Here is a 12,489-nt window from a genome sequence, read left to right as displayed (position 1 = left end):
ATAGGCGCTCAGAGCATCCGCGCAAAGAGGAACTCTGGGTCGATATGATCGCCAACCCTGAAAGTGATGTCCGCCACCTTGTCGAACCCATAGCGGCGGTAAAAGCGGTGCGCGCCGTCGTTGTAGGCATAGACCGAAATCTGCGCCTCGTCCGCGCCGTGCGCCGCGAACTGCTCCATCGCCCAGTCCATCATGGCCTTGCCGATGCCCATGCCGGTGGCGTCCGAGGCGGTATAGAGCTGCTTCAGTTCCATCACCTTCTTGCCCCGCGCGTGCTCGGGAAAACCGCAGGTGAGGCCGATCTTGCAATAGCCGACCAGCCGACCGGCAGCCTCTGCCAGCCGGTAGACTCGGGTAGGATTGGCGAGTTCCGCCGCGATCGCCGGTTCGGAGAGGTTTTCGGCGAGGAACGCGTTCAGATTTGCCTCGGTATAGAGGTGACCGAACTTGGCGATGAAGCTCTCGGTGGCAAGGTGTGAGATGGCCGGGATGTCGGCGCTGGTGGCCGCGCGCAGGATCAAGTCGGTCAAAGGGGTCTCGTCATGAAATGGCTGAACGGATCTGGCTGATAGTCGGCAAAGGGGCCGCAGTCGGCAAAGCCGTTGGCGGCATAGAGATCGCGGGCGGGTTTGAATGGCTCGGTCGAACCCGTCTCCAGGCTGACGCGGGCATAGCCGCGCGCGCGGGCGGCGGCCAGCAGGTGGTCCAGAATCGCGCGCCCTGCGCCCTTGCCGCGATAGTCCGGGTGGGCACGCATCGACTTGAGTTCGCCGTTGCCGGGATCGAGCTGTTTGATCGCACCGCAAGCGGCTAGCCGGTCGCCGTCCCAGGCCGAATAGAAGGTTACGTCCGCCGCGCGCAGCCGTTCGATCGGCATGGCGTGAACGCTGCACGGCGGCGACCATGCGTGCATCTCCTGAAGGTGCAAGGTGAGCAGTCCGGCAATCTCGGGGCCGGTCAGATCGTCTTCGCGGATCGCATAGTCAGGCATGCGGGATTTCTGCTATGCTGCCGCAATGAAGACAACTCCCAAGTTCCGGCTGCCGGTGATCGCCGCCGCCCTGATGGCACTTTCGACCTCTCCGGTTGCGGCGGCGCCCGCCAAGGTCCTGATGCCCGATGCGAATGGCCACACCTGGGCAATCGCGATCCACGGCGGCGCCGGGACGATGAGCCGCGAGGCGATGACCCCTGAGAAGGAGGCCGAATACCGCGCCGCGCTCGACCATGCGCTCAAGGTTGGCGAACAGGTCCTGGCCAGCGGCGGCAGCGCGCTCGATGCGGTGACGGCGGTGGTCGTGACGCTGGAAGACGATCCGCATTTCAACGCCGGCAAGGGCGCGGTGTTCACTTGGGAGGGCCGCAACGAACTCGATTCCGCGATCATGGACGGACGCACCCGCGCGGCCGGGGCCGTGGCCGGGGTGACGATCGTCAAGAATCCGGTAAAGCTCGCCCGCGCGGTGATGGAGAAAAGCCCGCACGTCATGCTGGCGCGCGAAGGGGCGGAACAGTTTGCGCGCGAGAACGGGCTGGAGATCGTCGATCCGAAGTATTTCTACACGAGCGAGCGCTGGCAGCAGCTGCAGGAAGTGAAGTCGGGCAAGCTCAGCTGGTTCGATGTCGATCGCAAGTACGGCACGGTCGGCGCGGTTGCGGTCGATAGCGAGGGCCACGTTGCCGCTGCGACTTCGACCGGCGGACTGACCGGCAAGCGCTGGGGCCGGATCGGGGATTCGCCGGTGATCGGGGCTGGCACCTATGCCGATGACCGGGCCTGCGCAGTGTCTGCCACCGGCTCGGGCGAATTCTTCATCCGCGAAGGCGTGGCGCATGAAATCTGCGCGCGGCTGCGCTTTACCAAGGAAAACGCGCAGACCGCCGCCGATGCGGTGATGGCGGAAACCGGCGCGCTGGGCGGTGACGGCGGGGTGATCGTGGTGACGCCCGATGGCCAGGCGGTGTTCTCGTTCAACACACCCGGCATGTACCGCGCGCGCGGCAACTCTGGCGGGTTGCACGAAGTGGGCATTTTTGCGGGCGAGTGATTGCTTTGACTAAGTAGAAATACGGGCCTAACGTCCTGCCATCTTGGGGCCGGCTTATTGAGTCCGGGTCGCCCGACTCCGAGCAAGAATGGCGCGAGACGTGCCAGCAGGGGCTGACAGATCCTCGCGCCCAGTCGAGGAGAGAATGATCATGAAGACGTATCGCAAGGCGGCCGTTCTGGCCGCATCGCTGGTGCTTGCCTGGGGGCACCGGTTTCGGCCCAGAACTATCCGCTCGATCCGGGCGACTATGTCGAAGTCGGCTCGATCTCGATCGACGACGGACACGATCTGGACTACGCCAACTTCCTTGCCGGGCAGTGGCGCGAGCGTCAGGAATTCGCCAAGTCGCAGGGCTGGATCACCAGTTACGAAGTGATGCAGAACGTCAATCCGCGCCCGGGTGAGCCCGACCTGATCCTTGTCACGCGCTTCAAGACGATCCCCGATGCCGCCGAGCAAAAACGTCGCGAAGCGGTGATGCGCGATCATTCCAAGCAGACAGACGCGCAGATGAGCGCGGCTTCGGGCGAGCGGGCCAAGTACCGCCACGTCATGGGCTCGACCCTGTGGCAGGCGCTGGTCTTCCACTGATCCATCCATCAACCCGAACAAGTGCACTCCGGGGGCATCAGCCTCCGGAGGCGCGCTGGTCTGGTCAGGCGTGCTTGTCGGCCTTGCGCCGGCCCATCCGCATCCCGGCTTCAAGCCGGGCGCGCAGTTGGGTGTAATAGGCTTCAAGGAAGGCGCGCTCGTCACCCGCGCCGGGGTTCCAGCCGATCTTGCGGCAGATCGCCTCATGCACGGCGGCGATGGCCTCTGCCCGGCCCTCGCGTAGCACGCGTTCCAGCGTCTGCAATTCGTACTCGCCGTAAACCGCCAGTTCCGCCTCGCCAAAGCGGTAGGTTGCGCCGGTCGACCGGCTGGTGCCGCTGGCGGCGGTTTCGCTGACCGACAGCACTGCGCCCAGCTTGGCGCGCGGCGCCTCGACCACCCAGGTCCCCGCGATCAGGTCGCCCGCGCGCAACCGGTCGCGGTTGAACAGCGGGAACAGCGCGAACAGCAGGAACCACGCGGCCGCGAGCGAGGAAACCATGAAGTCGGTGGCGTTGCGCTGGAACATGGTGCCCAGCAGCATCGCCAGCGGCAGGAACAGCTCGATATCGCGCAAGAGGTTGCGGGCCAGCACCATTTCCGGGCTGAGCCGCCCGCCATTTCGGGCCGCGATCCGGATCCCGGTCATCCGCTTGCCCGGAGTCGCGCCGCGCGGGCCAAGTTCGAACATCAGGAAATAGCCGTGGCGGAACAGGAACATCACCCCGATCCAGACGATTGCCAGGAATTGCAGCGCGTCGGAGTAACCACCCTTGAGGTTCTGCAGCTTGCCCCCAGCGGCCTCGGAGATCCCGGCAACGCCCAGGGCCACCGCAATCAAGGTGGCGACAAGGATCACCACGATCAGCAGCAGGTCGATCAGCAGCGCGCCCAGCCGCGTACCCCGGCTGGCCAGCGTGATCGGCAAGGCGATCCCTTCGGGCGTGATCAGGGTGCGGCTGCGATCCTTGCGCAGCGCCTTGCGCAGCGCCTTGCGTTCGGCCTTCAGAGCCAGACGATCCTCGCGGTTCATGCCGCCTCGCTGCCTTGTGGGGTGCGGCGAAACGCGAAGAAATAGGCCAGCCACAGCGCCAGCATGCCATAGCCGATGATGTATCGGCCGCTCGTTTCATCAACCAGCTGGCGGCCAAAGCCTTCCAGCATCCCGGCCACCACCAGCATCAGCACCACCCCCGCCATCACCACGGCGGCGCGCTGGCCTGCGGCGGCAGCGGCATCCATCACCGATTGCTCACCGGGAAAGGCCATTGACCGGCCGACGTGCAAGCCGGCCCCGCCCGACAGCAGGATCGCGAACAGTTCAGTCGTGCCGTGGATCGAAAGCCAGCCGACAAAATCATATGTCAGCCCTTGCCCGTGATAGAGCCACAGCATCGCCCCCAGCGTTGCGGTGTTCTGCACCAGCAGCATCAGCGGCGGGACGCCAAAGGCAAAGCCCAGCGCGAAACACAGGATCGCGATCCCGGCGTTGTGGCTGAACAGGCTGGCGGCGAAGATCGACAGGCCCTCGGCCTCGGTCTGGCCGAACAGGGTTTTCTTCAGTACCTCGGCGCTCGCGCCCGGCACGCGGGCATCGGCGAACTGGCCGGGGACAAGGGCATAAAACCAGTCCGGGTTCTGTGCGCACAGCTGCCAGCCCACCACCGTGCCAGCCACCATCAACGCCAGCGCTACCAGCAGTTCGGGCCAGATCGCGCGCACCGCGCGGCTCCATTCCCCGCCGAAGAACCGCCCGAGCCAACCCATGAGCGTGGTGCGCGGGCCATAGACCAGGAACCACGCGCGCTGGACCAGCGATTCAAGGTAGGCGCGCGTGCCTGCATCGAGCGAAGTCTCGCGCGCGACCGACAGGCTGGAGGCGACCGTGCGGTAGAGCACCGGCAGTTGGAGCAGATCCTCGTCCGAGATCTTGCGCAGGCGGCCCTTTTCCATCCGGGTGACGATGGCTTCAAGGCGTTGCCAGTCGCCCTCGCGCTCTTGCCGGAAGCGGTCGGAACGCAGCGCGGCTGCCTCGATCGCGGCAGCATCGGCGCTGGCTTTCGCGCCCAAGAGTCCGAACAGCGCCATCAGCCAATCGCTCCCTTGCGCTTGATCGCCAGATAGGCGTCGATCAGCCTGAGGCCGATGCGGTTGTAAGGTGCCTCGATCACGTCAACGCCCAGCGCGCGCAGCCGCGAGAGCACCAGTGCGCGCTGGCGTAGCAGGCTATCTGCGGCAACCGCCTGGGTCAGCTCGGGCATGGCAGTGGGGGCGGCGGCGGCGATGTCCTCAAGCTCCTCGTCAGCCATGGTCACGAACAGCACGAGGTGGCGCTGGGTTAGCCGGCCAATGGATTCGATCATCAGCTGGGCGCTGGTCGGATCGGTGAAGTCGGAAAAGACCACGATCAGGCTGCGCCGCGCGAGCCTGCCCGCCAGCGTCGCCAGCGCAAGCGTGAAGTTGGGTTCCTGCGCCTGATAGTCGAGCCCGGCCGCCGCCATCTGCAAGCGGCGAAACTCGCGCGTGTCTGAAACGAACGGCGTGAACACCTCGGGCCTTGCGGCAAAGCCATAGAGCGAGACCCGGTCCCCGCCCTTCAGCGCGACATAGGCGGTGGTCAGCGCGGCAGTAACGGCACGGTCGATCCGGGGCAGGCCGCCGACCGGTTCGCACATCGCCTGCCCGCAATCGAACGCGAAGACGATCTGGTTGTTGCGCTCCGCCTCGTATTCCTTGGCATAGAGGTGGGCGTGGCGCGCGCTCGATTTCCAGTCGATCCGGCGGCGGTCCATGCCGGGTTCGTATTCGGCCAGGGCTTCGAACTGGCTGCCCTCGCCCCGGATGCGCCGCGCGATCATCCCGGTCTCGACGTTCTTGAGGAAGGCCTGCAGGCTGGGCGCGCGCACGGGGGCGACATTCGGCCAGACCCGCACTTCGCGGCTCAGCGCCTGCTCGATCTGGCGTGCGCCCAGGCCCAGTGGCCCGGTCCAGCGGATCCACGCGCGCTCCAGCGTGCCGGTCCCGCGCCGCGTGGGGTAGAGTGGGATGCCGGCGCGCCACTTGCCCGCGCCCAACGCCACCAATTGCCCTTCGCCGCGTCCGCCGGCCAGCAGGCGCGGGTCGGCGGCCAGCGCGCAAGCGACGGCGCTGGCGCGGCTACGGGCAAGGCCGACTTCGATCGTGATCCAGCCTTCCTCACCCACTTCGGTGTCGGCAAGGGTGTCCACCGTGAACTCCGTCAATCGGCCCGCCGCCAGCGCATCGCCCAGCACCACGACCAACACCGCCAGCGCCAGCACCGGCGCGGCGGCCCAGCCAGCGGGCGCGAAGGCTGCGAGCAGCAGCGCCGCCGGGGCGGCGGCCACCACCAGCAGCGCGGCGCGCGGGGTTGGGATCAAGGCGGCGCGAGAGACCATTGCGCTTACCGGGGCGCCTCGGTCTGGGTGAGGAGATCGGCCACCAGCGCTTCGACCTGCTTGCCCTCGATTTCGGCAGCGGGAGACAGCAGCAGGCGGTGGCGCAGCACGGCGGGCGCAATCGCCTTCACATCGTCGGGCAGGACATAGCTGCGCGCATCGAGCGCGGCGCGGGCGCGGGCGGCGCTGGCCAGCAGCACGGCGGCGCGCGGGCTTGCGCCAGAGGCAAGGTCCGCGCTTTCGCGCGTCGCGCGCACCAGCCGCACGACATAGTCGGTCACGCCTTCGGCCATGGTCACGCCCTTTACCGCCTGCGCGGCGGCAGCGATCAGGCCCGCGTCGGCAACGGCAGCGATGCCAAGGTCGGCCGGGCGCGAGGGGCCGGAGCGTTCGCCAAAGGTGGCTACGATCCGCGCCTCTTCGGCGGCGCTGGGATAGGGCACGATTACCTTGAACAGGAAACGGTCAAGCTGGGCCTCGGGCAGAGGGTAGACGCCCTGGCTTTCGATCGGGTTCTGCGTTGCCACCACCAGGAAGCTTTTGGGCAGAGCGTGGGCCGTGCCATCCAGCGTGACGCGGCGTTCCTGCATTGCCTCCAGCAACGCGGCCTGGGTCTTGGGCGGGGTGCGGTTGATTTCGTCGGCCAGCAGCAGCTCGCAGAAGATCGGCCCGCGCGTAAGCGTGAACTCGCTGGTCTGGAAGTTGAACAGGTTCGACCCCAGGATGTCGCCCGGCATCAGGTCGGGCGTGAACTGGATGCGCCCGAAATCCAGGCCCAGGCTGGCGGCAAAGCACTGCGCAAGGAAGGTCTTGGCGGTCCCCGGCGGGCCTTCGAGCAGGACGTGTCCCTGCGCAAACAGGGCGATCAGCAGCGCGTCGATCGTCTCGGCCTGGCCGACCACGCCCTTGCCGACCTCTGCCCGGATGCGGCCTGCAAGCTGGCCGACTTCGGCCAGGGTCATGAGTTGAGCGGTCATTTCGTCAGAATCCTTTCCAGCGAATGGAGCGTCTGCGCGGCGCGCAGCAATTGAACGGGCCGGCGCGCCGCGCGCAGGGCGGCAGCGGCGGCGGAAAAGGGCATGGAACCCGGCGCGCGGGCGGCCAGCGCGCGGTCGATCGCGGCTTCGGTCGCCGCGGGATCGAGCCGCTGCGGCAGCGCCAGCGCCTTGGCCAGCCGATCTCGCGCGGCATCGGCATAGGGCGCGCCGACCAGGTGGAAACGCCGCGCGCGCTGGATCAGCCCGGCGGCATTGGTAACCAGCGCGCGCTTGCCAAAGGCGATGGCGGGGCCGGTGGATAGCGGCGGGCCGAACCGGTTGAAGGCGCGCCAGAAAGTGATCAGCGCGGCCAGCATCAGGCACAGCGTTGCGGCCAGATAGGGCGGGGTGAAGGCCAGGGTAAGCAGGTTGTCGCTTTGCGCGAAGCCGTTGAGCGTAAGGTCGAAGGTCACGCTGCGTTCGCCGCCGTACGTTGCCACTTGCGCAAGTTTTTCGGCCAGCTGGGCATTGGCCAGCGCAGCGAAGCCCTGGTTGTTGAGCAGGTCCGGCTCGAACACGAAGATGACGGGATAGAGCCTGCGAGCCTTGCCATGATCTGCGGAAGGTGCGCCCTTGACCACGATGCCGCCTTCCTCATTGGCCCTCCGGGGTTCGTCATAGAGCGAGAAATCGCGCAAGGCGGGATAGTCACCCCCGTCGGCAAAATAGCTGACCAGCGCGCGCCCATCGTCGTCGCCGACGATCATCGGCACCATCCCGTCGCCCTCGCCGGACAGAACGGCGTCCAGGCGCGGCAGGTTTCCGGCAATGTTGATGCCGTGCCACGCGCCCGGATTGGGGCCCTGATCGATCGGATCGAGCGACAGCGTGATGTTGTCGTAGAACCCGCGCCATTCGGGTGCGGTCGGATCGGTCAGGCGCACCCAGCCTTCCGGATCGGTCAGTTTCCGGTCGGTCTGCGGTATGGCCTGCCATTTGGGCATGATCAGCAGCGTCGGCCCGATCATGCGCCGCTCCTCCACAATCTTGCCGAGTTCCTTGGGGTCGGCGGAAAGCGGCGGGGTCAACACCAGCAGTCCGCCCTGGCGCAGCTGCGGCGAGGCCGTGGCCATGCGCACGTCATAGCCGCGCGCGTCGAGGAACCTGGCCATGGCGGAAAAGCCGATCAGGCTGTTCGACCCGGCGTGGGCCTGGCCATCGTTGCGCTCGCCTTGCGTCAGATTGCTGCCGATGATCCACAGCAGCGCGAAGAAGGCAGCGATTCCGAAGGCCACCAGCCCCAGCGCGGTGCGGCGCGAGAAGGGATTGCTGGCCGCTGCCGCCGTCATGCCCCCGCCTCCCTGCCGGGCAGGCGTTGCAGTGCGAATTCGGCATAGGCCGCGCGCGCGGCGTGCCAATCGGCGGCGTCGAGCGCGGTCAGCCCGAACAGGCTGCGCTCAACCCGCGTGGCGATTAGGCCAAAGGCGCTGCGCGCCGGGGCGGGCAGCGCGGCAATCGCGGCGATTTCGCGCGCGGTGCTGGCGGGGTGGACCCAGTCGGGCCGCGCCTCGGCAATCTGGTGGACGCTGCGCTGGAGCAGCAAGTGGGTGGCAGCGTCGAACCGCCCCGCGGCAGCGAGCCTGTCGGCATCTTCAAGCAGGGCCAATGCGGCTGCGCGATCAGGGGCCCAGTGCGGTGCTTCGGCGTCCTCATCCGGCTGGCGCATCCGCCAGCGCAGGATCAGCGGTTCGGCCAGCCGCCACAGCAGGAACAATGCGGCCAGCGCGCCGATCCCCAGCATCACCCATTTCGCCATGCCCCAGTCCATCCCGAGCGCACGGCCAATCGGTTCGAACAGGTCATGCAGGAACTCGCCCAGGCTCTTCAGCCATTCGGGCGGGGGCGCCTGCTTGGGAACCACCGGATCGGGCAGCGGGGTGAACTGGATCGCACCGTCGCCGCGCACGGCCTGCCAGTCGCGCGCTGCCTGCTGCGCGGCTTCCGCCCCCTTGATCGCCGCCTGCTGAGTACTCACGGCTGCAAGTGGTGGCACGCGCGCGGGCGGGCCGCAAGCTCTTGAATTGCCAGCGCTCGACTGGTCAGCCGCGGAGCAGTTCCTGCGGGTAGCTGCCGAGCATGCGCAGCTCCTTGCAGTGGAACGCCAGTTCCTCCAGCGCGCGGTCGACCGCCGGATCGCCGGGCGCGCCGACGATATCGGCAAAAAACATCGTCGCGGAAAAGCTTGCGCCCTTCTGGTAGCTTTCAAGCTTGGTCATGTTGACCCCGTTCGTGGCAAAGCCGCCCAGCGCCTTGTAAAGCGCGGCGGGGATGTTCTTCACTTCGAACACGAAGGTGGTCATCGCCGGACGGCCGGCCAGATCGGCCAGATCGAGCGGCTTGTCGGCCAGCACCACGAACCGGGTCGTGTTGTCGTGCGAATCCTCGATCCCCTCGGCCGCGATCTTGAGGCCATAGAGTTCGGCGGCGATGCGCGGCGCGATGGCGCAGGCCTGGGGATCGCCCATTTCGGCAACATAGGCGGCCGCTCCGGCGGTATCGGCATAGGCCATCGGCACGATGCCGCGTTCGCGCAGGTAGCGCCGCGTCTGGCCCAGCGCCTGCGGGTGGCTGTAGGCGGCGGTGAACGGCCCTTGGCCCAGGCCCATCAGCGCATAGCTGATCGGCAGGAAGTGTTCGCCGGTGATGAACAGGCCGCTTTCGGGGAGCAGGAAGTGGATGTCCGCCACCCGGCCGTGCTGCGAATTCTCGATCGGGATGATCGCGCGCGCGGCGCGGCCTTCCTTCACCGCCTCGATAGCGTCCTCGAAGCTGAAGCAGGGCAGCGGCAGACAGACCGGATCGAACTCCAGCGCGGCGCGGTGCCCGTTGCACCCCGGCGCGCCCTGAAACGAGATCGCGCGCACCGGATCGGCCGCGGCAGCGCGGACCATTTCCTCGACACGGGCGATGGCAGGGGCGGGAAAGCTGTGCATGGGCACGCCCCTAAGGCGTGCCCGCACCAATCACAAGTCCGACGATTTCATGCTGAAGATCGGGGTATGCGGCTCGTGCGCGGCCATGCGGGTCAGCAGCAGATCCAGCTCCGGCTCGGCAATGATGATGCCTTGATGGGCCGGGCGGATAAAGCCGACCTCGGCCATGTGGTGATTGAAGGCGATCAGGTGGTCATAGAAGCCGAAGGCGTTGAGCAGGCCCACCGGCTTCGCATGATAGCCCAGTTGCGCCCAGCTGACCGCTTCCCACAGTTCGTCCATTGTGCCGACCCCGCCGGGGATGGTGACGAACCCGTCGGACAGGCGGGTAAAGGCCGCCTTGCGTTCGTGCATGTCGGCCACGGTAATCAATTCGGTGCAATCGTGGTTCGCCACCTCGGCCTTGGCGAGCGCGGACGGGATCACGCCGATCACTTCGCCGCCGGCATTCAGCGCGCCGCTGGCCACCGCACCCATCAGCCCAAGCCGCCCGCCGCCATAGACCACGCCGATCCCGCGCTCCGCCAGGGTGCGGCCGACCTCGCTGGCAAGTTCCATATAACGCGGGTCCGCAGGGGTCGCGGAACCACAATAGACGGCAAGGCGCTTCAACGCAGATCCTCCTGCATCAGTTTGGCGGTCAGTTTGGCGCTGGCCAGCACGCCGCCGATCCCGGTGCCGGGATGGGTGCTGGCGCCGACCAGGTAGAAGTTCGCGATTCTGGCATCGCGGCTGCGGGCATGCAGCCACCAGCTTTGCAGGCGGCTGGGTTCCAGCCCCCAGGCGCTGCCCAGATGGGAATTGAAATCGAGCGCGAAATCGCGCGGGGAGCGGTGGAATTTGGTGATGATCCGGTCATGGATGTCGGGCACCAGCCGCCGCCCGATCTCGTCCAGAACGCGCTTTTCGAGCATCGGGCCAACCACTTCCCAGTCAATCGGCAGCTTGCCCTGGTGTGCCACCGGGACAGCGGCGGTGAACAGGCTCTTGCCTTCGGGCGCCAGGCTGGGGTCGGTGACTGTGGGATGGCTCAGCATGATCAGGCTGTCCTGGGGCAAGACCCCGCTCTGATAGATGTCGTCCAGCATTGCGGTATAGCGCGATGCCATCAGCACCGAACGATGCGGGATGCCCGGCCAGCTGCCTTCGAGCGCGAAATGCACCACGAACAGCCCGGGGGCGTAATCCTTGCGCGCAAGGGACCTGGCGGCTTCGGGCCCGCGCGCGGTTTCGGACAACAGGTCGCGGTAGGTGTGAACCAGGTCGGCATTGCTGGCGACCGCGTCAAAGCGTTCCTGCCAGCCGCTCTGCGTCTGCACTTCGCTGGCGCGGTTGCCGATCGTGTGGACGTGGAGCACCGGATCGTGGAGCCGCAGCGTGCCGCCCAGCAGCTCGAACCGCGCGGCCAGTGCGGCGGCCAGCGTAGCGGTGCCGCCCTTGACCGCCCACAGCCCGTCATGCTGCTGACGAGCCAGCAGGACGGCGGCGGTGGCGCTTGTTTCCTGGGGATTCGCGCCGCTGCGCAGAGCCTCGAACGACAGCACCGCGCGCAGCTTGTCATGTTCGATGAAGCTGGAGATTAGGCCGTCGAGGCTGCGCCAGGCCTGATGCCGGCCAAGCTGGGGCAGCGCGCGCAGCAGGGCGGACCAGCCCTTTGCCGGCAGGGCGGCCAGGCGCGTGCGGAAATCGCCCAGCAGGCTATCGGCAGAGCGGCGGAAGTCTTCATAGCCGCCCAGCTCGTCGGGAGCAAAGCGCACGATCTCGCGGGTCAGGGCGGCTTCGTCGTCCGAGAGGTCGAAACTGGTCCCGTCAGGCCAGGTAAAGCGGCAGGCAGGAGAGATTGGCAGCAGCGTGACCGCATCGGCCATGTCGTCGCCGGTCAGGCCCCACAGTTCGGCAAAGCCGGCCGGATCGCTGATTGCATCTGGCCCGGCATCGAACCTGAAGCCGCCGTGTTCGACTGCCCCGGCGCGGCCGCCCGGGGCTGAACGCGCCTCGATCACCACGGTCTCGATCCCGGCGGCCTGCAGGCGGATAGCCAGCGCCAGCCCGCCCAGGCCCGCACCGATCACACAGGCGCGGCGCCCCTGCGGCGAGGGGGCAGGCGCCGCATGGTCGAGCGGGACGACCGAATCCTGCGGTTTGGCGCGACTTTTGTTCATCCTTGCGCTCTTTCGGGCAAAGCGGCGGCCAGCGCAAGCAGTGCAGCACGCGCCGCCGCTATCCGGGCGCGAAGCACTGATTTAGGGTGCGCACCCTAAATTCCTCTTGATCGCAGGTTGATTCCGGTCAATGCTGACCAAGCGTTTCGAGTCGAAACTTGCGTTCCACGGTGTAACAGCGCCGGGTGTTTACTGGAGAGAGAGATGGCAACAGCAGCAGTTCAGGCGCAAGCCGCAGCGACCCATGTCGACGTACTGATCGTGGGTGCAGGGGTTTCAGGGATCGGTTCGGCCTATCA

At 67.1% G+C, this 12,489-nt stretch carries 13 protein-coding genes; 2 read left to right on the top strand and 11 right to left on the bottom strand.

The genetic code is table 11. The features are described 5' to 3' along the window. Positions 1–8 precede the first annotated feature (8 nt). Positions 9–530 (bottom strand): N-acetyltransferase family protein, encoded by a 522-nt coding sequence (locus ACE3SN_RS05815; RefSeq protein ID WP_374528363.1) that lies wholly within the window; start codon positions 528–530, stop codon positions 9–11. Next, on the bottom strand, positions 527–991 hold the full coding sequence (locus ACE3SN_RS05810) for a GNAT family N-acetyltransferase (RefSeq protein WP_374528361.1): 465 nt from the start codon (positions 989–991) through the stop codon (positions 527–529). Before ACE3SN_RS05810 ends, ACE3SN_RS05815 begins: the two co-directional genes overlap by 4 nt. A 25-nt stretch (positions 992–1,016) precedes the next feature. On the opposite strand from ACE3SN_RS05810, the gene ACE3SN_RS05805 reads away from it, so the two are divergent. Together ACE3SN_RS05805 and ACE3SN_RS05800 are read left to right on the top strand one after the other, a co-directional pair. Further along, positions 1,017–2,048, top strand: coding sequence for an isoaspartyl peptidase/L-asparaginase family protein (locus ACE3SN_RS05805; RefSeq protein ID WP_374528359.1), 1,032 nt, complete (start codon positions 1,017–1,019; stop codon positions 2,046–2,048). A 375-nt stretch (positions 2,049–2,423) separates the two neighbouring features. Next, complete coding sequence (locus tag ACE3SN_RS05800) at positions 2,424–2,642, top strand: hypothetical protein (protein ID WP_374528357.1); 219 nt, start codon at positions 2,424–2,426, stop codon at positions 2,640–2,642. A gap of 64 nt (positions 2,643–2,706) precedes the next feature. Here the strand turns inward: ACE3SN_RS05800 and ACE3SN_RS05795 are convergent, their stop codons facing one another. From ACE3SN_RS05795 to crtI, 9 genes are all read right to left on the bottom strand, one after another. After that, a complete protein-coding gene (locus ACE3SN_RS05795; RefSeq protein WP_374528356.1) occupies positions 2,707–3,675 on the bottom strand; it encodes an RDD family protein in 969 nt (322 codons plus the stop codon). Continuing rightward, positions 3,672–4,730, bottom strand: a complete 1,059-nt coding sequence (locus ACE3SN_RS05790) for a stage II sporulation protein M (protein WP_374528354.1) — start codon at positions 4,728–4,730, stop codon at positions 3,672–3,674. The genes ACE3SN_RS05795 and ACE3SN_RS05790 overlap by 4 nt, the downstream gene beginning before the upstream one ends. Beyond that, on the bottom strand, positions 4,730–6,058 hold the full coding sequence (locus ACE3SN_RS05785) for a DUF58 domain-containing protein (protein WP_374528353.1): 1,329 nt from the start codon (positions 6,056–6,058) through the stop codon (positions 4,730–4,732). The genes ACE3SN_RS05790 and ACE3SN_RS05785 overlap by 1 nt, the downstream gene beginning before the upstream one ends. Positions 6,059–6,063: 5 nt before the next feature. Then, positions 6,064–7,020 (bottom strand): AAA family ATPase, encoded by a 957-nt coding sequence (locus ACE3SN_RS05780; RefSeq protein WP_374528419.1) that lies wholly within the window; start codon positions 7,018–7,020, stop codon positions 6,064–6,066. Positions 7,021–7,031: 11 nt separating this feature from the next. Then, positions 7,032–8,384, bottom strand: coding sequence for a DUF4350 domain-containing protein (locus ACE3SN_RS05775; RefSeq protein WP_374528351.1), 1,353 nt, complete (start codon positions 8,382–8,384; stop codon positions 7,032–7,034). Then, the gene (locus ACE3SN_RS05770) at positions 8,381–9,070 is read right to left on the bottom strand and encodes a hypothetical protein (RefSeq protein WP_374528349.1); all 690 of its coding nucleotides are present in this window, start codon (positions 9,068–9,070) and stop codon (positions 8,381–8,383) included. The genes ACE3SN_RS05775 and ACE3SN_RS05770 overlap by 4 nt, the downstream gene beginning before the upstream one ends. A gap of 64 nt (positions 9,071–9,134) precedes the next feature. Continuing rightward, positions 9,135–10,028, bottom strand: coding sequence for a prephenate dehydratase (locus ACE3SN_RS05765; protein WP_374528347.1), 894 nt, complete (start codon positions 10,026–10,028; stop codon positions 9,135–9,137). 30 nt (positions 10,029–10,058) lie between these two features. After that, positions 10,059–10,640, bottom strand: a complete 582-nt coding sequence (locus ACE3SN_RS05760) for a TIGR00730 family Rossman fold protein (RefSeq protein ID WP_374528345.1) — start codon at positions 10,638–10,640, stop codon at positions 10,059–10,061. Then, positions 10,637–12,190 carry a phytoene desaturase family protein gene (gene crtI, locus ACE3SN_RS05755; protein ID WP_374528343.1) on the bottom strand — a complete coding sequence of 518 codons (1,554 nt, stop codon included), beginning with the start codon at positions 12,188–12,190 and terminating at the stop codon, positions 10,637–10,639. The genes ACE3SN_RS05760 and crtI overlap by 4 nt, the downstream gene beginning before the upstream one ends. Positions 12,191–12,489 lie beyond the last annotated feature (299 nt).

Source organism: Novosphingobium sp. (assembly GCF_041915465.1).
Classification (GTDB): domain Bacteria; phylum Pseudomonadota; class Alphaproteobacteria; order Sphingomonadales; family Sphingomonadaceae; genus Novosphingobium.
This window is presented reverse-complemented; position numbering and strand designations above follow the sequence as displayed.